This window comes from Pilosibacter rotomagensis (genome assembly GCF_045062245.2).
Lineage (GTDB): Bacteria > Bacillota > Clostridia > Lachnospirales > Lachnospiraceae > Pilosibacter.
In genome coordinates, this window is the sequence record NZ_CM170323.1 from 3,429,092 (window position 1) to 3,448,923 (window position 19,832).

General features: G+C 48.3%; 15 protein-coding genes and 1 other annotated feature. Of the genes, 1 reads left to right on the top strand and 14 read right to left on the bottom strand.

What is annotated here, in order from left to right; translation table 11 throughout:
• Positions 1–66: 66 nt before the first annotated feature.
• The 7 genes from ACI3EW_RS15420 to ACI3EW_RS15450 form a co-directional block, all read right to left on the bottom strand.
• Complete coding sequence (locus tag ACI3EW_RS15420) at positions 67–1,848, bottom strand: CE1 family esterase (protein WP_182426800.1); 1,782 nt, start codon at positions 1,846–1,848, stop codon at positions 67–69.
• 32 nt (positions 1,849–1,880) lie between these two features.
• Positions 1,881–3,662 (bottom strand): CE1 family esterase, encoded by a 1,782-nt coding sequence (locus ACI3EW_RS15425; protein WP_118531485.1) that lies wholly within the window; start codon positions 3,660–3,662, stop codon positions 1,881–1,883.
• A 32-nt stretch (positions 3,663–3,694) separates the two neighbouring features.
• Positions 3,695–4,648, bottom strand: coding sequence for an ABC transporter ATP-binding protein (locus tag ACI3EW_RS15430; protein ID WP_117551933.1), 954 nt, complete (start codon positions 4,646–4,648; stop codon positions 3,695–3,697).
• A 1-nt stretch (position 4,649) separates the two neighbouring features.
• On the bottom strand, positions 4,650–5,630 hold the full coding sequence (locus ACI3EW_RS15435) for an ABC transporter ATP-binding protein (protein ID WP_117551935.1): 981 nt from the start codon (positions 5,628–5,630) through the stop codon (positions 4,650–4,652).
• Positions 5,631–5,645: 15 nt separating this feature from the next.
• A complete protein-coding gene (locus tag ACI3EW_RS15440) occupies positions 5,646–6,515 on the bottom strand; it encodes an ABC transporter permease (RefSeq protein WP_118531481.1) in 870 nt (289 codons plus the stop codon).
• Positions 6,512–7,480, bottom strand: coding sequence for an ABC transporter permease (locus tag ACI3EW_RS15445; protein WP_117515180.1), 969 nt, complete (start codon positions 7,478–7,480; stop codon positions 6,512–6,514). The genes ACI3EW_RS15440 and ACI3EW_RS15445 overlap by 4 nt, the downstream gene beginning before the upstream one ends.
• Before the next feature lie 137 nt (positions 7,481–7,617).
• A complete protein-coding gene (locus ACI3EW_RS15450; RefSeq protein ID WP_182426799.1) occupies positions 7,618–9,270 on the bottom strand; it encodes an ABC transporter substrate-binding protein in 1,653 nt (550 codons plus the stop codon).
• Between the two features lie 285 nt (positions 9,271–9,555).
• Between ACI3EW_RS15450 and ACI3EW_RS15455 the strand changes: the two genes are divergently transcribed.
• Positions 9,556–10,542, top strand: a complete 987-nt coding sequence (locus tag ACI3EW_RS15455) for a LacI family DNA-binding transcriptional regulator (protein ID WP_117515177.1) — start codon at positions 9,556–9,558, stop codon at positions 10,540–10,542.
• Between the two features lie 125 nt (positions 10,543–10,667).
• Here ACI3EW_RS15455 and ACI3EW_RS15460 read toward each other — a convergent pair whose 3' ends face one another.
• From ACI3EW_RS15460 to ACI3EW_RS15490, 7 genes are all read right to left on the bottom strand, one after another.
• Positions 10,668–11,396, bottom strand: a complete 729-nt coding sequence (locus tag ACI3EW_RS15460; protein WP_118531477.1) for a DUF554 domain-containing protein — start codon at positions 11,394–11,396, stop codon at positions 10,668–10,670.
• A 346-nt stretch (positions 11,397–11,742) separates the two neighbouring features.
• Positions 11,743–12,525, bottom strand: a complete 783-nt coding sequence (trpA, locus tag ACI3EW_RS15465; protein ID WP_118531474.1) for a tryptophan synthase subunit alpha — start codon at positions 12,523–12,525, stop codon at positions 11,743–11,745.
• Positions 12,518–13,702, bottom strand: a complete 1,185-nt coding sequence (trpB, locus tag ACI3EW_RS15470; protein ID WP_118531471.1) for a tryptophan synthase subunit beta — start codon at positions 13,700–13,702, stop codon at positions 12,518–12,520. Before trpB ends, trpA begins: the two co-directional genes overlap by 8 nt.
• A 69-nt stretch (positions 13,703–13,771) precedes the next feature.
• Positions 13,772–15,283, bottom strand: a complete 1,512-nt coding sequence (locus tag ACI3EW_RS15475; protein WP_405578062.1) for a xylulokinase — start codon at positions 15,281–15,283, stop codon at positions 13,772–13,774.
• A 3-nt stretch (positions 15,284–15,286) separates the two neighbouring features.
• Positions 15,287–16,219 carry an ABC transporter permease gene (locus tag ACI3EW_RS15480; protein WP_405578059.1) on the bottom strand — a complete coding sequence of 311 codons (933 nt, stop codon included), beginning with the start codon at positions 16,217–16,219 and terminating at the stop codon, positions 15,287–15,289.
• Entirely contained in the window at positions 16,216–17,877 is a 1,662-nt protein-coding gene (locus ACI3EW_RS15485; protein ID WP_405578056.1) for a sugar ABC transporter ATP-binding protein, read from the bottom strand. The genes ACI3EW_RS15480 and ACI3EW_RS15485 overlap by 4 nt, the downstream gene beginning before the upstream one ends.
• A gap of 133 nt (positions 17,878–18,010) precedes the next feature.
• On the bottom strand, positions 18,011–19,039 hold the full coding sequence (locus tag ACI3EW_RS15490) for a sugar ABC transporter substrate-binding protein (protein WP_405578053.1): 1,029 nt from the start codon (positions 19,037–19,039) through the stop codon (positions 18,011–18,013).
• A 96-nt stretch (positions 19,040–19,135) separates the two neighbouring features.
• Positions 19,136–19,498: a binding site (T-box leader), on the bottom strand.
• Between the last annotated feature and the right edge of the window lie 334 nt (positions 19,499–19,832).

Below are 19,832 nucleotides of genomic sequence, written 5' to 3' on the forward strand. Positions count from 1 at the left end.
CCTGTCGCCCATCCACTTTCACCTCTATATTCTCTGTCAGCCTGCCTTCTCTGTTGTTTTTCTGTTTCAGCCGTCATAGCGGATACTTCCGTCTTCATTTCTGCGGAAATGGCACATAAAGTGATCCCACGTAAGCTGCGCCATTTCTGCTGTGTATGTATGCGGGCAGCTTCGAATGACTGTAAAGCACACCATCGGAGCATGATTTTGATCATACATTACCAATGTATGATATTTTCCATTATCGTACCAATTCTCAAACCCCGGTTCTACTCCGTTGCTGTGGCAGTAATTTTCAAGTGTTGCTCTCGCAATTGTACCCGGATCCAGCGATACGGAAGCGATGTCATATTCTCCAAGCATAAACCATACCGGTCTCTGTGCGCAGCCTTCCAATGGCCGTACCTGTGGATCCCACCCGTCCATTGCCCCGGTTGGAGCAAAAGCTGCAAACCGTTCCGGGATCCTCCGCGCCAGTTCCTGCGTCATATGTGAACCGTTAGAATGTCCTGTCACATAGATCCTGGATGGATCAATCGAATATGTCTTTTCCATGTAATCCAGCATTTTCTCAAAATAAGGCACCTCATCATGAAGCGGAACTCCCATTGATTCCAACGCCCAGTGCGGAACCGGAAATTTTGCCAGTCCGTCATTATAAGGATATGCTGACGCAAAGCATACAAAGAAACCTCTCTCTTCTGCAAGGCGATACCAGTCACTGGTACGTTCAAAATATTCTGCATTGCAGGACATGCCATGAATCGCCACAACGAGAGGATACTTTTTTCCATCTCCAGATCGATATCCGGACGGAACATAGATATCCCAATATCTTGGCAGACCTTCTACAATTTGTTCTACTCGTACAACCCCAATCTCCTCCTGCGTTCTCATAGGCCTTAAACAGTTATTTCCAAAACTGCCCCAGCGTGAAAACCGCAGGACGAATTTTATCATTTCTTCATTAAGTGTTTCCCGTGATACCTCACTCACACTCTCGGAATTTCCAAGCCATGCCTGTGCAACAGGCTGTGCATTAACATAATACTGTCCGCGCTCCGGCTGCTCCAGATAAACTTCTCCATATGCATTTGCCAGACCTTCTTCTTTAGCCCGAAGAATCGTCTTCATATATTCGAATGTTTCCTTTGCTTTTCCACTTCGGTCAATCAGGAATCCGGGAATCGCAATATCTGTTTTCTTTAATGTCAAATCTCCATCCGATGGAATTTTTCCGAGTATCTCCAGCAATTCAGGATCTACCGCACAGTTTCCATCAGCCGCAAAAGCTGCAAACGTCGCACTGTACGTCAGTGCAAATGCCGCGGCAATTTCCGCACCGGCACCGAATCCCATAACATACATATAGGATTCACAGATATCGACTGTCAGCCGCTGCACAAACTCTAATGTGATGATCTCCCACGCATAATCAAATTCTTTATCAATCTGTTCTCTGTCCCATTGGCTGCTTTCAAATACTACCAAAGCTGTATGATATTTTTCCGCCAGTGCGATCCAGTTTTCAGAATGAATAAATGCTTCCGCGTTCGTCCCATTTTCCGGGAATACAAAAATCCCTGCTCCCTTTGAGATCATTCCATCCGGCACATAGATTGCATATTTCCGCTCCTGGCCATTTATCACGATCGTTTTTTCTGTAATTCCAAGATTACACTGATAATACGGGCTGCTATGATTTAATTTATCTTCCGGGATCGGCGGAAACAATTCTCTGTGTCTGTTCCGTTTCGGCGGGTGATATTCTGTTCCTCTTGGTGCCCGTGGCATTAAGATCGATCGGTTATTTTCCGGGCTAAAATGAAAGCTCTTATATTTTCCCATAATCTTTACCTCTTCCTGCATTGCAGCAGTCATTATCCATGATATTGAATACTTCCGTCAGCCTCTCTTGTAAAATGGCATAAGAATGTATCCCAAGTAAGCTGTGCCATCTCTCCGGTATAGGTATGCGGGCAGCCTTTCATGATCGTATATCGGATCATAGGAACATGATCCTTATCATACATCACCAACGTATGATAAATTCCATTATCATACCAGTTTTCAAATTGCGGCGTCATATGGTTTGCACGGCAGTATGCTTTCAAAGTCTCTCGGGCAATACTTCCTTCCTCCACTGACGGAGAAGCCATATCATACTCGCCCATCATAAACGCAATTGGGCATTTCATATGATCATCGATCGGTTCGATTGCGTCCGCCGACTTGCCGCCCAGTGCACCCGTCGGCCCAAATGCCGCAAATCGTTCCGGCATTGTCCTTGAAAGCCTCTGTGTCATCCGTCCGCCATTAGAATGTCCGACCGCATAAATCCGTTTCTTATCGATCGGATACTTTTCTTCCATATCATCCAGCATTACCTTGAAATATTCGGATTCGTCCACACCTTCCTGATCGATCGGCCAAACACACCAGCCTGGAAGTGGAAATCTGCTTCTCCCTACATTTCTCGGATACGCGGCTGGATAAACTACAAAAAATCCACGTTCCTCGGCAAGCCGGTGCCAGTCACTTGTCTGTTCAAAATATTCCGGGCTGCAGGAAAATCCATGAATTGCTACAACAAGCGGATATTCCTTTTTGTCATCCGGCCTATAGCAGGAAGGTACATAGATATCCCAGTACCTTGGCAGTCCTGCGATTTCTTTCTCTACTCTTATTACTCCGATTTCCTCCCAGCTTCTCTTCGGCCGCAGATGGTTATTTCCAGATCCGCCCCACAGGGAAAAACGAAGGACAAACCGAATCATTGCTTCATTTATTTCATTCTGGTCAAATTTCTTTGTACTATTTTCATCCGCAAGCCATACCTGCGAAATCGGCTGCTCGTTTACATAATAAGCTCCGCGTCTCGGCTGCTCCAGATATACGCTTCCATACTGATTGATCAGATTTTCTTCTTTCACGCGGTTGATCTCTTTTATATACTCGAATACAGCTTCAGCATTTCCCTTCTTATCAATGAGAAATCCCGGCATTGCAATTTCTGTTTTCTTCCATGTATCAATTCCATCGGACGGTAATTTTCTCAACACATTAAGAAGTTCTGGATCCACGCTGCAGTCTCCGCATACCGCAAATGCCGGAAATGTCGCACTATATGTAAGCGCAAACGCGGCAGCTATGCCAGCGGCGTCCCCCAAACCGATCGGATAGAAAAATGACTCACAGATATCGACCGTTGGTCTCTTACTGAATTCGTGATAAACAGTCGTCCATGCATAGTCAAATTCTCTTTCAATCTGTTCTTTTTCCCACTTCGGGCTCTCCAGGATCAGCAGCGAGACAAGATATTTATCTGCTAGTTGTTTCCAGTTTCCTGTCTTTATAAATTCTTCTGCTGTGACACCACTTTCCGCAAAAATCACTGCGCAGGCACCTTTTGACCAAAGATTCTGCGGTGCATAAAGTCCATACGGCCGTTTTGCGCCTTCCAGTTCTATCTCCTTCTTGAAAAATCCGGAATTCAACAGGCTATATGGAGCTCTTCCCTTCAGTACTTCCTCCGGAATCGGTTCAAACGGGTTTACAAGCCTGCTGCTGTCCACATGATACTCTGTTCCTTTTGGAATTCTGGGCATCAGCATCGAACGGTTATTAAGCGGACTGAAATGAAAGCTCTGATATTTTTCCATGATGACCTCCCTGTTTATCCAACTCACAACTTTTAAAGAGAATTGATCTCACGTACTCTGCAGCAGGATACAAAATGTCCCGGTTTGATCTCCTCAAGTTTCTGTGGCTTTCTGCAGTTTTCTGTCGCATAAACGCAGCGATCTGCAAACCGGCAGCCCGGCGGCGGATCGATCGGTGATGTGATCTCTCCCTTTAATACGATTCTTTCCTTTGGATGCAGAATATCTGTTGTCGGAATTGCGGACAAAAGAGCTTTTGTATACGGGTGAAGCGGCTCCGCAAACAATTCTTTCGTCGGACTTGTCTCTACCAGCTGCCCCAGATACATAACAGAAATATTATGTGAAATATGGCGTACTACAGACATATTATGCGTAATAAACATATACGCAAGTCCATGTTCTTCCTGCAGATCCATCAAAAGATTCAAAATTTGTGCCTGAATGGAAACATCCAGTGCAGATACCGGCTCATCACATACGATGAACTTTGGATCCAGAGCCAGCGCTCTCGCAATTCCTACTCTCTGTCTTCTTCCGCCATCCAGTTCGTGTGGGTAGCTCATCTTGATTCGTCTCGCAATACCCACCATATCCATCAGACGTTCTGTCTCTGCATCTACATTCTGCTTGTCGCATTTTCCACTAATTAAGAGCGGTTCCTTAATCGTATCCTCGACTGTCATTCGAGGATTCAGGGATGAATACGGATCCTGGAAAATGATCTGAACATCACTTCTCAATTTTTTCAGTTCCTGCGGTGTCGGATTTGTAATATCTTTTCCATTAAAATGAACAGATCCCCCCGTACTCTTCTGAAGATGGATGATCGTTCTTCCAAGCGTTGACTTTCCACAGCCGGATTCTCCTACAACACCCATTGTCTCTCCGGCATCAATATTCATCGTTACGTCATCTACCGCATGAACAGCACCTTTGGGACCATAGAAATATTTTTTTAAGTTTTTTACCTCTACAAGTGCCATACTAATCCTCCTTTTCTGCTGCTTCACAATATGGGCAGCTGCAGAAATGCCCCGGTCTTACTTCTGTCAACGGGAATTTTATCGTTCTGCATTTATCCGTCGCATGCGGACATCTCGGATTAAAACAGCATCCTGTCGGAAGATCTGTCGGATCCGGTGGGAGTCCTTCAATATTGGCAAGTCTCCGCGTATCTACAGAAAGATCCGGAATTGCTCCGAAAAGGCCGATGGTGTATGGATGCTGCGGGTGAAGGAATATCTCCTCTTTTGAACCATATTCCAAAACTTCACCGGCATAGATCACTGCCACATTGTCGCACATTCTTCCAACAACACCGAGATCATGGGTGATCAGGATCATGGCTGTATTGTATTTCTTCTTCAGGTCATCCATCATATCGAGAACCTGAGCCTGAATCGTTACATCCAACGCGGTCGTCGGTTCATCAGCCAGAAGAAGATGTGGATTGCAGGCCAGTGCCATTGCGATAACAACTCGCTGCTTCATTCCACCTGAAAACTGATGCGGGTATTCTCCATAACGTTCTCTCGGAATACCAACCATAGCAAGCATATCTTCGGCCATCTCTCTTGCGGTTTTATCTTCTCTTGTCTGATGTTTTCGAATTACTTCCGCAATCTGCTCTCCAACCTTCATGATTGGGTTTAACGCTGTCATCGGATCCTGAAATACCATCGTGACCTGTCCGCCGCGGACCTTTCTCATTGCTGCCTCGCTGAGAGATAAAAGATCCACACCATCCAGAATGACCTTTCCACTCTTGACCTTCGCCTGAGCGTCCGGAAGAACACGAAGAATCGTTTTCGCAATGGTTGTCTTTCCTGCGCCGGTCTCGCCTACAAGTCCTAAAGTTTTTCCTCTTTCCAATTCAAAGGAAACATTGTTGACCGCATGTACAACTTTTCCACCTGTACGATACTCAACAACGAGATCCTCCACCTTTAAAAATTTTTCGCTCATAACATGTCCCCCTCTTTAGTCCTTTAACTTCGGATCAAGTGCATCGCGCAGTCCATCACCAAACATGTTCAGGCAGAGAACTGAAATTGCGATAAATAATCCAGGGAAAATCAGCATGTACGGATAATCACGAAGGAATCCTCTTGCGCCTGCCAGCATTGCTCCCCATTCAGGAGTCGGCGGCTGTACGCCAAGACCTATGTAACTCAAAGCCGCCAGTTCCAAAATCGCTTTTGCAACGCCCATTGTCGCAGCGACAATCAACGGAGACCAGCTGTTGGGAATAACATACTTCATAATTCTTCTTGCAGTACTACATCCGATTGCTTCTGCAGCTTCCAGATACTGGTTTTCACGTGTCTGCATAACCGTTCCTCTTAAGAGGCGGACATTGCCAGGAATCGTTCCGACTGCAATCGCAATAATTGTTTTATCAATTCCAACACCGAGAGCCGCGGAAATAATGATCGTTAAAAGCATCGAAGGAATTGCCTGAATAACATCCAGAAGTCTCATAATGACCGTATCGGCTGCACCACCGAAATATCCTGCGATTGCTCCAACGACTGTACCGATAGCAGTTGAAAATAATACTGCCGCAATACTGATACTTAAGGAATATCTTCCGCCGTAAAAGACTCTGGTAAAAATATCTCTTCCGAGATCATCTGTGCCAAACAGGTGCGCAGATGACGGTCCCTGCTTGATTGCCATGACGTCCATCTTATCATACTGATACGGAGAAACGATCGGGACAATGATAATCGCCAGAACCAGGATCACAAATAATGTCAGACCAAACATTGCGTTTTTGTTTCTGGACATCCGTTTTGCGAGGACCAGAAACGCATTTTCTTTTTTATATGTATTGTCCTTCGCCATCATTTTCCCTCCTTGCTCGGTTTCTTCTTTTTGCCCTGATTCTCGTAACGCGCCTTGATTCGCGGATCATTAAACGCGTAACAGAGGTCAACTAACAGCATAATTACCGCAAATACTACTGCAAGCATGACAACGCAGCCACGAACGATCGGATAGTCACGCTGATTGATCGCCGTAATCATATACTGGCCGATTCCCGGAAATGAGAATACGTTTTCGATAACAATGGAACCGCCGAAAATAACCGCAAGGTTTGTTCCTGCCAGTGTAATGATCGGGTTCAATGCATTCGGAAGTGCATGTTTTAAGATAACTTCTCGCTGGGTCAGTCCCTTTGAACGCGCTGTGACAACATAATCCGCACGGATGACCTCAAGCATACTTGATCTCGCCTGTCGTGCCTGAGTGGCAAGACCACCGAAACAAAGTGAAACTGTCGGAAGTACATAATACTCCCAACCGCCGATTCCGCTTGCCGGGAACCAGCCAAGTTTTAATGAAAATAAGAGTACAAACAGCATTGCAAGCCAGAATGTCGGAATCGAAACGCCGAGAAGCGCAATGATCATGCTGATTCTGTCTCCCCAGCCATTCTGGTGAACCGCTGCCGTTACGCCAAGCGGGATTCCGATACCAAACGCTAATACCATTGAGGCAATTCCCAGAATCAGTGTTCTTGGAAGTCTCTGCATAATTTCTCCCGCAACCGGAGCACCTGTCAGATAAGATTCACCCAGATCAAAATGAAGAAATACGTCTGATAAGAACTCTCCAAGCTGCACAATAAATGGTCTGTTTAAACCAAGCTGTTCTCTCATCTCCGCAAGTTCATATTCCGACGCTGTACTCCCCAGCATGATCTGCGCCGGATCACCGGGAACCAGGTACAGAATACCGAAGATCAATGTCGCAACGAGCAGTACTACAGGTATCATCTGCAGAATTCGTTTGCCAATAAATCTGATCATTCTTCTTCCTCCCAAATACCTCTGTTTTTAGGAATCGGCGTGCCGAATCCAACTATATGGTTCCTGCACGCCGATGATTGTTGTCATGTAACTATAAAAACTGCATTGCAATTTTCATTCATTTTTATTCCATAAGCTTAGTTCCAAACGTAAGTAGATGCGCCCGGAAGGAAGTTGGAACGGATGCTGTATTTTGCACTTGTAATCTTATTCTTGTTTGTAATATAGTAGTTGTCTTTATGGAAGAGACCATAATGATAAGCTTCTTCAACCATGTACTGCTTTGCAGCATCAATGTCCGCATCGTCCTGAGAAACAGCCGCTGTCATCAGGAGATTGTCCAGTTTGTCATCTCTTACCATTGCCATGTTATGCTCTGCGTAACGTGTGCTGTTTAACTGGTTCCAGATACGGGTAATATAACCGGTTGCCCCGTTATAGGAAATATTAAGATCGAACTTAGCCGGGTCTGTCTGGTATGTATTCCAGAGAGCCTGTTCAAAGGATGTAACCTCACTGTCAATTCCAACTTCTTTTAAGTATGCCTGAATGATCTGTGCAGTCTTTACACGAACCTCATCTGTATCGCAAAGAATTGTAAGTTTCAGACTTCCATCAGCAACTCCGGCTTCCTTTAAGAGTTCTTTTGCTTTTTCCGGATTATAGTTATAATAATCCTCTGTTTTCCATTTTTCCTGGAATCCAATGTTTAAATCACTGCCATAGCAGTAAACCGGCTCACCATGGCCTTCCATAACCACATTGATCAGTCCCTGCTGGTCAATCGCGTAAAGAACAGCCTGCGCAATTTTAAGATCGTTTAACGGACTTTCTGTAGAACGGTTGATCCACATCTGCTGAATATAGTTATCGCGGGCTTCTTCTACATTAAAGTTCGCAGCACTCTCTCCGCCCTCCATAAAGCGGCTTGCATTTGAATAGTTCAGAGAGGTCGCAACATCATAAATACCGGTCTCAAGTCCGATTGCGATCTGAGAGGACTCTGTAACGAAATAATATTCGATCTTATCGACATTCTGCTCCTGACACTCAGCACGAAGATCTTCCTTCTGCCAATAGTCTTCATTCTTTACAAGAGTGAGGGAAGAACCTGTTACCCAGGACTCAACCTTGTATGGACCGGTTGCAACCGGCATGGTTCTCATGCAGTCTCCGCTGTCCTTGTATGCTTTCTCTGAAACGATCATAACCTGAGTCAGCATATTCTCAACTTCTCCTGCTGCCTCACTATTGCACACAAGTTTTACTGTATAATCGCCGGTCTTTTCAATTGATACAAGGGAACCGGTCAATGCTGTATGCTGGTTTCCCTTACCATTTTCAAGACACTCGTTAAAGCTGAATACTACATCGTCTGCGGTAATATTGTTTCCCGCTGTATCTTTAATATAATCGTAAAGTTCGATATCCCATACCACGTTTGTCGGAGTAGATTCCGCTTCGTTCTTTGCCCAGTTTTTCGCAAGTATTCCGTAGTACTCACCATCACCACCCATATAGATCAGGTTCTCATATGTATACGCCAGAACTGTCCAACGTCCGCTGGAAGATCCCTCATCGAATGTTCCAAGGGAACCCGGGTCTGAAGTATATGCAATTTTAACAACCTTCTCCTGATCACCTGCCGGTGCTGCTGTCTCAGTTCCAGCTGCTGCCGTTGTTGCCGCCGCCGTTGTTTCCGTTGAACTGCCTCCGCCGCATGCTGTCAACGAAAGCATCATTGCCGCTGCCATAGCGCCTGCAAAAATTCGTTTCGCACTCTTCTTCATATCGTCCTCTCCTTTTTTGTTATATAGTCCCCGATGGACCATTACTCGTTCTGTCAAACGTTTGCGTAAACGTTTAACTTGTTCTGTGGCTTCATTATACCCCCGCCATATATGTATTGTCAATTATTACTAATTTACAAATACTTTTTCGCTTTTTTGTGTACTTTTTACATATTCTTCAGTTTTGCGTTATGGTTAATTTGTCTTGTTTTATTTAATTGACATCAATATTTTTGGGTGATATACTTATGTTAAACGTTTTACAGTGTTGTGAAGGGGGAATAAATGCATATGTCAAAAGTTAGTATTCGTGATGTCGCTGCCCTTGCCGGCGTATCTACTGCCACCGTCAGCCATGTCATCAATAATACCCGTTATGTAAAAGAAGAAACGAAACGGCTCGTTCTAAAAAGTATCGAAGAACTTCACTACAGTCCTGATGCGACTGCACGAAGTTTTAAGACGGGAAAGAGAAATTTAATTGCATTTATTGTACCTGATATTTCAAATCCCTTCTTTGCGACAATGATCGAGGAAGTTGAAAACGTTATCTCCAAAGAAGGCTTCAAGCTGCTCGTTATTAATACAAAGGAAACGAAAGAGCGCGAGATCGACAACCTGAGAATTTTATCCAGCGGTATTGTCGATGGTTTTGTTCTGGCCTCTACGGTTGAAAACTACTCTGATATTTCAGGAATCGTTCCTCCCAGTATTCCTGTTGTCTTAGTTGACCGCTCCCCTTTAGGCGCTCCCTATGATTCCGTGATCTCCGCAAACTATCAGGCCATGTCCGATGGAGTGGAATACCTTATAAAGAAAGGACATTCTAAAATCGGATTCATCACCGGGATTCCCCGCATTTCCACAACAAAAGAACGTCTTGATGCCTATCGCGATACGATGGAAAAACATGGAATCTTTTCTGAAGCCCTGATCCGTACTGGAACGTCTATGACTTCTCTGGTAGTTGAGAATCTCGATGCGCTTCTGGCGCTTGGCTGTACTGCTCTGGTTATTTCCAATAATATTATGGCGATTGAGACTATGATGATCTTAAATCAGCGTGGAATCCGCCCCCACCATGATATTGATCTGATCGGTTACAAAGACAGTGAACAGGCACAGTATGGTCTTCAGCATATGAGCCTGATCAAGCAGCCAGTTGCCGAAATGGGGCGCGCAACAGGAAAGCAGCTTCTGGAACGCCTTTCCCATCCTGATATGCCGATTCAAAGAATCATACTCCCAGCAGAATTTCTTCCGGTCGATTGAGTCCTCCCATTTTTATATCATTTTCTCATACATAGGAAGTTCTATTTGAACTTCCACGCAAACAAAAAAGCTTTTTCAGCATCAGTTTTATTCCTCTAAAACATGTACTGAAAAAGCTTTTTTATTTACAGCATCGGCACCACCACATTCCCCCAGAACCAGCTCACCGGCATGACGAGCACCATGGCGGGGATCATATCAGCAACCGGGAAGTTGTGGATCTTTGCGATGCGGAAACCTGTGGCCAGAAGAAGGAAACCGCCGCAGGCCTTGAAGTCCGCGATCATATCCGGTGTGGTAAGCGGAAAGATGAACTTCGCCGCAGCGAAGATCGCGAGAAAGATCACGCACTGTGGGATCGCAACAGCCGCAACCACCATTCCGAGTGTTCCTCCAAAGATCATCGCAGTAAAGAAATCCAGGATGGACTTGGAGATGAGGATCGTGTGGTCACCGCTCATTCCGGAGTCCAGGGAACCATAGATTCCCGTTCCGCTGGCACAGAACAGCACGATGATCGTCACGAGCATCGTCATATACTCTTCTCTGGACATGGACGCATTCTTATTCGGGAAGATCTTCCCCACCGGCTTCTCCATGCACGCCGCGCCGCTGTTGATGATCCCGCCGAGATTCACCGCCAGTCCAAACGCGGTTCCAATGATCACCGCAAAGATAACGGCGGGCATATTTTTCATAAGGCCGATGGAACTCACGCCCATTCCCATAGAGCAGACGCCGAAGATCTTCGTGAGCTCCGAATTGATCCTTGTGGGCAGCTTATGCCCAAGTAAAGCCCCGACCACACCGCCGATGGCGACGGACAGGGCATTGATGATAATTCCTACTGGCATACATCCTTCTCCTTTGCAAAAAGGAATGTGCCTTGGCACATTCGTGCGTCTCGCGCGGTTGCTTGCGACAACCTACATCTTTGCGCGATCAGCACAAACAACTGCGGTGCAAGGGAAGCCCTGCACCGCAGAATTGACAGTTCGTTATTTGATTTTAGCACAAAGCACGGTACAATGCAAACACTTTACCTTGCAAAAGTGTATGTTTCCAATTACCATTTCGACAACATTCTTCTGCATTTAAGTCGAACGACCGTGAGACTTGGCGTGTGATTCTGGTCAGCGAAACTGGCTTATTCCTATCAAAATCACTGCGCATCCTCGCGGAGCGTTTCCCGGACGATTCTTAGATCCCATGCACCGCGTCACACATCGACTTCACATATTCCTTCACATACGGAACCGCGTCTTTTCCATACGTTCCGCAGAGCTTCACGATCGCGGAACCAACGATAGCTCCGTCGGAGAGACCTGCCATCTTCTTTGCCTGCTCCGGTGTGGAGATTCCGAAGCCGACCGCACACGGGATATCTTTCGCCTTTTTCACGAGCTTCACCATCGCGCCGATATCCGTTGTGATCTCGCTTCTCGTTCCGGTAACGCCGAGCGAAGATACGCAGTATACAAAGCCGGATGCCTCTTTCGCGATCATGCTGATGCGCTCGTGGGAGGTCGGTGCGATGAGGGAGATCAGATCCATATCGTACTTTTTGCATACCGAATCAAACTCTTCTTTCTCCTCATACGGCACATCCGGCAGGATCAATCCATCCATGCCAAGCTCGGACGCCTTCTTGATGAAACGCTCGGTTCCGTAGGAGAATACAACATTCGCGTACGTCATGAAAACCATCGGAATTTGTGTGTTTTTCCGAATTCTTTCAACCATTGCAAAAATTTTGTCGGTGGTCACGCCGCCGGACAGAGCGCGGGTATTGGCCGCCTGAATCACCGGTCCCTCTGCCGTCGGATCGGAGAACGGAATTCCAAGCTCGATGAGGTTTGCGCCTGCCTCCTCCATTGCATATACAAGCTGCTCCGTGACCTCTAAGGACGGGTCACCGCAGGTGATAAACGGGATAAATGCCTTTCCATTTCCGCCTTTGAAGGCGTTTGCGATCTTACTCATGAATATCCTCCCCTCTGTATCTTGCGATTGCTGCACAGTCCTTGTCTCCTCTTCCGGAAACATTGACGACAATGATCTTATCCTTTCCCATCGTCGGTGCAAGCTTCATTGCGTATGCGATGGCATGAGCGCTCTCGATCGCCGGGATGATTCCCTCGATTCTGGAGAGATACTCGAATGCATCGACCGCCTCATCATCGGTAACTGCCACATATTGGGCCCGTCCTGTATCGTAAAGATTTGCGTGTTCCGGTCCGATTCCCGGATAGTCAAGACCTGCGGAGATGGAATATACCGGGGCGATCTGGCCATATTCATCCTGGCAGAAGTAGGACTTCATTCCGTGGAAGATTCCGAGACGTCCTGTAGCGATGGTCGCCGCTGTCTCTGCTGTGTTCACGCCGCGTCCTGCTGCCTCGCAGCCGATAAGCTGAACGTCCTTATCCTCGATGAAGTTGTAGAATGCGCCGATAGCGTTGGATCCGCCGCCGACACAGGCGAGAACTGCGTCCGGAAGACGTCCCTCTTTCTCTAACATCTGCTCCTTGATCTCCTTGGAGATAACTGCCTGGAAATCACGGACGATGGTCGGGAACGGATGCGGTCCCATGCAGGAGCCGAGAACATAGTGGGTGTCCTCGATCCGGTTTGTCCACTCTCTCATTGCCTCGGAAACGGCATCCTTTAATGTGCCGGTTCCTGTCGTCACCGCATGGACTTTTGCTCCGAGAAGGCGCATCTTGTATACATTGAGCGCCTGTCGCTTCGTATCCTCCACGCCCATGTAGATCTCGCACTCCATGCCAAAGAGCGCCGCCGCCGTCGCTGTCGCCACGCCGTGCTGACCGGCTCCGGTCTCTGCGATGACACGGGTCTTTCCCATCTTCTTCGCGAGAAGGACCTGACCGAGTACGTTGTTGATCTTGTGGGCGCCGGTGTGATTCAGATCTTCTCTCTTTAAATAGATCTTTGCTCCGCCGAGATCCTTTGTCATGTGCTCCGCATAGTAGAGTCTTGACGGTCTGCCTGCGTACTCATTTAAAAGTATTGTAAGTTCTTTCTGGAATTCCGGGTCATTTTTGTAATGGTTGTATGCCTCTTCGAGTTCCAGTACCGCATTCATGAGCGTCTCAGGAATATACTGACCGCCATGTGCGCCAAATCTGCCTTTTGACATAGATGTTTCCTCCTCTTGTAGCCTGATATTGTTTCAGATCGACTTTGTCGATCATTTTTTGCGTTCTGATTAGTATTTCTCCGAGTAAAACTCTCGCACCAGCGGGTAGATCCCCTTATATCTCTGGTAGATCCCATGATACCTCGCCGAGATCTCCGGATCCGGTTCCACGGCATCGCAGTGTCCGCGGCTCTCCAGCGTGCTGATAAACGCCTGATAGTCCGGGATCACGCCTTCCGCAAGGAATACCGCCGAAGCGATCGCCAGCGCCGGAAGGAGATCCGGATCTTTGTATACAAAAATCTTCTGTCCCATGACATTGCTCAGGATCCGGCACCATCGCCGCTCTCTCGCTCCACCGCCGATCAGTGTGATCTTTTTCGCGGGCTGGTCAAAGAGCTCCAATCCCTGGCGGATGGAAAATGCCACACCTTCCAGGACGCTCTGCGCCAGATCCGCCGCCGTTGTCTCCTGCGAAAGTCCTAAGAAACTTCCCCGGACGCTGCTGTCCATGATCGGGAACCGCTCGCCCGTCACATACGGGAGAAAGAAAAGTCCGTGACTTCCCGGCTCCGCTTGTTCCAGGAGTTCTGAGATATATTCGAAATCCGGCGTCCCGTCCGGATCTCTGGACAGGATCTTCGCGATCAGCCGGTGGACATTTCCGCCGTTTAAGAACGGAACCACGTTGATCAGAAGATCTTTCTGCATCGCCGCCAGGTTGAATCCGCCGCCTTTGCTCTCCATCCGCCGGTCCGAGACGGCTGCCACCCAGCCGGATGTTCCGAGGTTGATATTATACTCTCCCAGAGACAGGATCCCGCTCGCGAGTGTCGTCGCGCCCGCATCTCCGGTTCCCGCGTAAACTTTTGTCCCCACGGCGTACCCACTTTCAAGAGCGCCCGCCTCCGTGACAGTCCCGACACATTCGTGTGCGCAAAAAAGCTTCGGGAACCGGTCCCTGTCGAGTCCGGCGGCTTCGATCAGCTCTTCCGACCATTCCTTCCGATCGAGGTCCATGGCCCCGGCCGTGGAACACGCTGTCATGTCCCCGGCAAACACTCCGGTCAGTCTTGTGATCACATAATCCTTCGAACTGATGAGGAAACATGCGGTTTTTTCATAGATCTCCGGTTTGTTTTCCTTTAGCCACAGGATTTTTGCGAGCGGCATCGATCCGTCGAAGTGGTTTCCCGTGATCTCCGCGATATACGCATCTCCTAGCGGCACCACATTCCGCTTTGCCGCCTCCCTTATGATCGCCCGCGCCTGTTCATCCGCACGTCCGTCCGAATAGAGGATCGCGTTTCCAAGTGCCTTTCCGTCCGCACCGACCGGGATCACATCCTGCATCTGACCGGAAAAGATGACGGCACCGATCTCCGCGGCGGGGATGATCTCAAACAATTCTTTTGAGAGTCCGCAGAATGCCTCATACCACTCATCCGGGTCCTGCTCTTTAAAATTTTCTGTCTCGATCGTATGGATCACGGAGCTTCCGGTAAAAACCGCTTCCCCGTTTTCATTTACAACGACAGCCTTGACTGCCGTCGTTCCGATATCAAAGGTTGCTGCTAACATGATCTACCTCCCCGCTCCAAGCTTCTGGACCACAACCGCGAGAATGATGATCCCGCCGGTGATGATGTTCTGCATGAAACTCGGCATCTGCAAGATCGTAAGTCCGTTTGCCAGAACTGCCAGGATGATCGTTCCGACTAACGTTCCGACGACGCACGGGACACCGCTCTTTGAGACCGTACAGCCGATAAATACGGCTGCATACGCCTGCAGGAAATATCCCTGCCCGGCTGTCGTATTCGCGGATCCGACGCGGGACGCCACGAGGGATCCCGCAAGTCCTGCAAGCGCAGCACACAGCGTAAACGCGAGGACACGGTATCGGAAGATCCGGATCCCGGCAACTTTCGCCGCCTCCTCACTTCCGCCGATCGCATAGAGCTTTCTTCCTGCCGCCATGTGGTTCATAAAAATATGAAATACCAGATAGAGCACGACCGCCACGATCGTGATGAACGGGATGTCTGCGATCTTTAAGATCCCTGGGATCGTGAAGCTCTTCGGGATCCCGTTAAATACGGTCGTTCCACCGGTAAGTCCGTAAATCACGCCGTCCAGGACCGTTCCCATCCCAAGTGTTGTGATAAAAGAAAGGATCCCGAACTTCGCGACGATCACTCCGTTCACGCCTCCGACCACGATCCCCACAGCGACCGCCGCGAGGAAGCAGACCGGGACCGGAACGCCCCGGATCGATAAAAGCGCAGCAATGACGCCGCCAAGACTCACGATATTTCCGATTGAAAGATCAAATTCGTTGACCGTCATGACGAAGGTTGCTCCGAGCGCAATGATCGCAAGCGGTGCAGCCTGACGAGTTATATTAAGGAAGTTTTTCAGTGCAAAAAACGACGCAGGTCTTAAAAGTCCAAAAATCCCGATGATCACCACCAGCGCAGCGACCGTTCCGTAATTCTTTAATGCTTTTCCTCTCATCTGTCGTTTTCCTCTCTCTCCGCCTCATAACAGCAAGCCAGCACATCCGCCGGCTTCAGGTCTTTATTTTCAAATGTCTTCCGGACTTTCCCATATGCCATGACGGCAACCTCGTCGGCGATCTCCAGAAGCTCCGTGAGATCCGATGAGACGTAGAGAACAGCTTTCCCTTTTTCTGCTTCTTTTCTCAGCAGTCTGTGGATCTCCTGTCTCGTCGCCACATCCACCGCCTGGGTCGGCTCATCACAGATCCAGATCGACGGTTCCGTGAGGAGTGCCTTCGCAAAGACGACTTTCTGCTGGTTTCCGCCCGAGAGCTCTTTTGCCGGCTGCCCGGCACCCGTGCATTTGATCTTTAGCGCCCCGATCATCTCCGCCGCTTTTCTTCCTGCGTCCTGCTTCCGGAACCACCCGTTTTTCGTATAACGGTCGATCGAAGAGAGCATCATATTTTCCTTGATCGAAAAGGACGGGATCATTGCTTTTCCTCTCCGGTCCTCGCAGATGAACGCCATTCTCTGCCGAATGGATCCCGATGGGGTCGGATGCGCGGTCGTCTTTCCATTTACCGCGATCGTGCCGCCCGCCAGCTTTCTCGTTCCGTAGATGCATTCGAGGAATTCCGTCCGCCCGCTTCCACAGAGTCCGAACATTCCGGTGATCCGTCCTGTTTTTACTTCCAGGTCAACGCCCCGGACGATCCCGTCCCCGGAGCGGATTCCGTGGACTTCCAACGCAGTTTTTCCCGGTGCAGTCACAGTCCCATTTCCAACTTGTTTTTCCGTTTTTCCAATGTCCTGCGCATCACACCCATCTGCGTTTCTACCTTCTCCGCGATAAGCATCTCCCGCTCTCACAGACTGCCCTGCGTTCTTTTCTGCCGGATCCTCTCTTTCTGTAATCCCATGCTCTTCCGATCCGTCAACACCGTCCGCGGCCTCATTTCCGCTCATCAGCCGCACCAGTTCTTTCCGGCTCGTCTCCTCCGTCTTCACAGTAGATACCAGCATCCCGTTCCTCAGGACTGTCACCCGGTCAGTCAGCTCCATGATCTCCTCCAGCCGGTGCGTCACGTAAAGGACCGAGGTTCCTTTCGCCTTTAAGTTTCTCACAATGGAAAACAGAAGCTTCGTCTCCTTATCGGAAAGCGATGCCGTCGGCTCATCCAGGATCAGGAGCTTACAGTCGCTCATCATCGCCCGGACGATCTCCACGCATTTTTTCTGTGCCGGAGTCATCGCAGAGACCGTTTTCTTCAGATCCAGCCGGATCCCGAGTTCCGCGGCTTTTTCCTCCGCTTCCCGCTCCATTTCCTTCCACCGGATCAGCCCGCCTTTTACCGGATATGGTCTTCCGAGACAGATATTTTCCGCTCCCGTGAATGCCGGGATCAGGACATTATCCTGGAAGATGATATTGATCCCGAGATTCCTGCTCTCCTCCGGCCGGATCTCCTCCGGAAGTTCCTTTCCGTCCCACAGGATGCTGCCGCCGTCTCTTTTGTAGACTCCGCCGAGGATCTTGATAAACGTGGACTTTCCGGCACCGTTCTCACCGACAAGTCCGTGGATCTCCCCGGCATCCAGAGAAAAGTTGAGATCTTTCAGCGCATATACGCCGTTAAATTTCTTGTCTGTATTTCTTACATCCAGCAACATCCTGTATCACCTGCCTTGATCATATTTTTCTGAGTACCTGCAAAAGCTTTCAGCAACTGCCTTTCCCTCTTTGCTTTTACTGACCGGGATCACTTGCTTTTCACGCGTAAGTCTCATGTGTATTCGCCCGGGCCTACTGTGCATTCTCCTGTGTAATCAGCTCCGCCGGCGCGTACATCTCGCCTTTTTCGATCTCCTCACCGTTAAAATACTGATCCATCTGCTCACAAACGATATCAGCCATGCCTTCAAAGTTCTGTTTTACGGTCGCCTTTAAGTTTGTGCCGTCCTTGATCATCTCGATCGCCTGCTCATTTCCGTCAACGCCTGTGACAATGACTTCGTCACGTCCTGCCTCCTGGAGTGCCTTTGTTGCACCGATCGCCGGTTCATCCCATGCCGCGAATACGGCTGTGATGGAATCTTTCTCCGGATTCGCGGTTAAAAGGTTTGCGACGATGTCCTGTGCATCATTGATCGGCTGTTCCGCCGGTACATGCTGCTCTGTGATGAGCTTGATGTCCGGATACTCTTTGATAATGTCATCAAATGCCTCACAGCGCTTTACAACACCCGGATGCGGTCTGTGGGTCAGGGCGATCACGGTTCCCTTTCCGCCCATCAGATCGTCAAATAAATATCTCACAATAAGCTCGCCCATCTGGTAGTTATCACTCGTCGCGTTGACCTGCATGCCGTCGATGAATCCGCTGTCGCAGCCGAAGACCGGAATTCCCGCATCAAACGCATCCTGAAGCTGGTTCGCAACCTGGTTCGGATCGGCGCTCACAAGGACGATCCCGTCTGTTCCGGAGGAAACGACATCCTCAATGCGGCTCGCAAGCTCTGCAAAGTCGTTCGCCGTGTCGATCACAAAGACTTCTGCGCCTTCCGCTTCCAGATCTTCCTTAATGTATCCCGCCATCTGATTTGTCGTGACGGAGGTGAGGTACGGGGTCATGACGGAGATCTTCTTTCCGGCAAGAGCACCGCCCTCTGTCGTTTCTGCAGCTCCTCCTGCAGCTGTCGTTGTTTCTGCTTCGGCAGCTGTCGTTGCCGCGGCTGTCGTCGTCTCGTCCGCCTCTGTGGAACACCCGGTAAGCAGGATCCCTGCAAGAGCTGCGGCTGCAGCAAGGTTCATGATCGCTGTCATTTTTCTCATAATCATTTCCTCCTCGTTTTTGTCGACTGCTTCCTGCAGGGATAAGTAAGGTGGGGCTTTTTTTGAAACAAAAAATCCCGGACATAGTTCTCACTATGCCGGGACGAAATTTTTCGTGGTGCCACCCGATTTTACAGATCCTGGATCATTCTGAAAGCCGGCTGTCATTGCCCGCAGCGATTCTTAATCTGCACCTGCCTTGACGATCCGATCCTTTAGAACAAAAAAAGCAGCTATCCCACATCGGAATATCTGCCACCAATCTGTCTCGTTTCAGAGTACGGAAATCTCTTTCGATACTCTTATCCTTTAACGCAGGAATCACGGCCGCAGCTACTCGAAATTCTTTCACCTGGCGTCTCACAAACCCATTCCATAGGGAACTCCATACTGTCTTCCACCACCGACAGCTCTCTGTGATTTCATTCCGAATGTACTCTCTTTGCTCATCGACTTTTTGTTTTTAATTTTTATGGTTCCAAGATTAGCACACTTCTCTGCATCTGTCAATTTCATTTTCAGAATATTTACATTAGAATTTCTTATATCCAGTCCCTATTATTTTTAATTGGACATTTTCAGTCACTGTCTTTATAATATTATTCCCCATTTCGTTGGTAGGAATATATGTGTCATACGGAGTTTTCAGTTCAGAAAATTCCTCCCCGTAAAAAGTAACCATATCGCACTATATGCTAAAAAATATTCTGACTTTTCCAATTATGTACATACATAAGTTACAAAATTATTATTTTTTGAACATTTCGCCGAATTAAGTAAAGTAAAAGTAAAA

Bases quoted from the DNA above. Each gene is read 5' to 3' on its own strand.
- ACI3EW_RS15420 (WP_182426800.1), bottom strand. From the start codon at position 1,848: ATGGGAAAATATAAGAGCTTTCATTTTAGCCCGGAAAATAACCGATCG.
- ACI3EW_RS15425 (WP_118531485.1), bottom strand. From the start codon at position 3,662: ATGGAAAAATATCAGAGCTTTCATTTCAGTCCGCTTAATAACCGTTCG.
- ACI3EW_RS15430 (WP_117551933.1), bottom strand. From the start codon at position 4,648: ATGGCACTTGTAGAGGTAAAAAACTTAAAAAAATATTTCTATGGTCCC.
- ACI3EW_RS15435 (WP_117551935.1), bottom strand. From the start codon at position 5,630: ATGAGCGAAAAATTTTTAAAGGTGGAGGATCTCGTTGTTGAGTATCGT.
- ACI3EW_RS15440 (WP_118531481.1), bottom strand. From the start codon at position 6,515: ATGATGGCGAAGGACAATACATATAAAAAAGAAAATGCGTTTCTGGTC.
- ACI3EW_RS15445 (WP_117515180.1), bottom strand. From the start codon at position 7,480: ATGATCAGATTTATTGGCAAACGAATTCTGCAGATGATACCTGTAGTA.
- ACI3EW_RS15450 (WP_182426799.1), bottom strand. From the start codon at position 9,270: ATGAAGAAGAGTGCGAAACGAATTTTTGCAGGCGCTATGGCAGCGGCA.
- ACI3EW_RS15455 (WP_117515177.1), top strand. From the start codon at position 9,556: ATGCATATGTCAAAAGTTAGTATTCGTGATGTCGCTGCCCTTGCCGGC.
- ACI3EW_RS15460 (WP_118531477.1), bottom strand. From the start codon at position 11,396: ATGCCAGTAGGAATTATCATCAATGCCCTGTCCGTCGCCATCGGCGGT.
- trpA (WP_118531474.1), bottom strand. From the start codon at position 12,525: ATGAGTAAGATCGCAAACGCCTTCAAAGGCGGAAATGGAAAGGCATTT.
- trpB (WP_118531471.1), bottom strand. From the start codon at position 13,702: ATGTCAAAAGGCAGATTTGGCGCACATGGCGGTCAGTATATTCCTGAG.
- ACI3EW_RS15475 (WP_405578062.1), bottom strand. From the start codon at position 15,283: ATGTTAGCAGCAACCTTTGATATCGGAACGACGGCAGTCAAGGCTGTC.
- ACI3EW_RS15480 (WP_405578059.1), bottom strand. From the start codon at position 16,219: ATGAGAGGAAAAGCATTAAAGAATTACGGAACGGTCGCTGCGCTGGTG.
- ACI3EW_RS15485 (WP_405578056.1), bottom strand. From the start codon at position 17,877: ATGTTGCTGGATGTAAGAAATACAGACAAGAAATTTAACGGCGTATAT.
- ACI3EW_RS15490 (WP_405578053.1), bottom strand. From the start codon at position 19,039: ATGAGAAAAATGACAGCGATCATGAACCTTGCTGCAGCCGCAGCTCTT.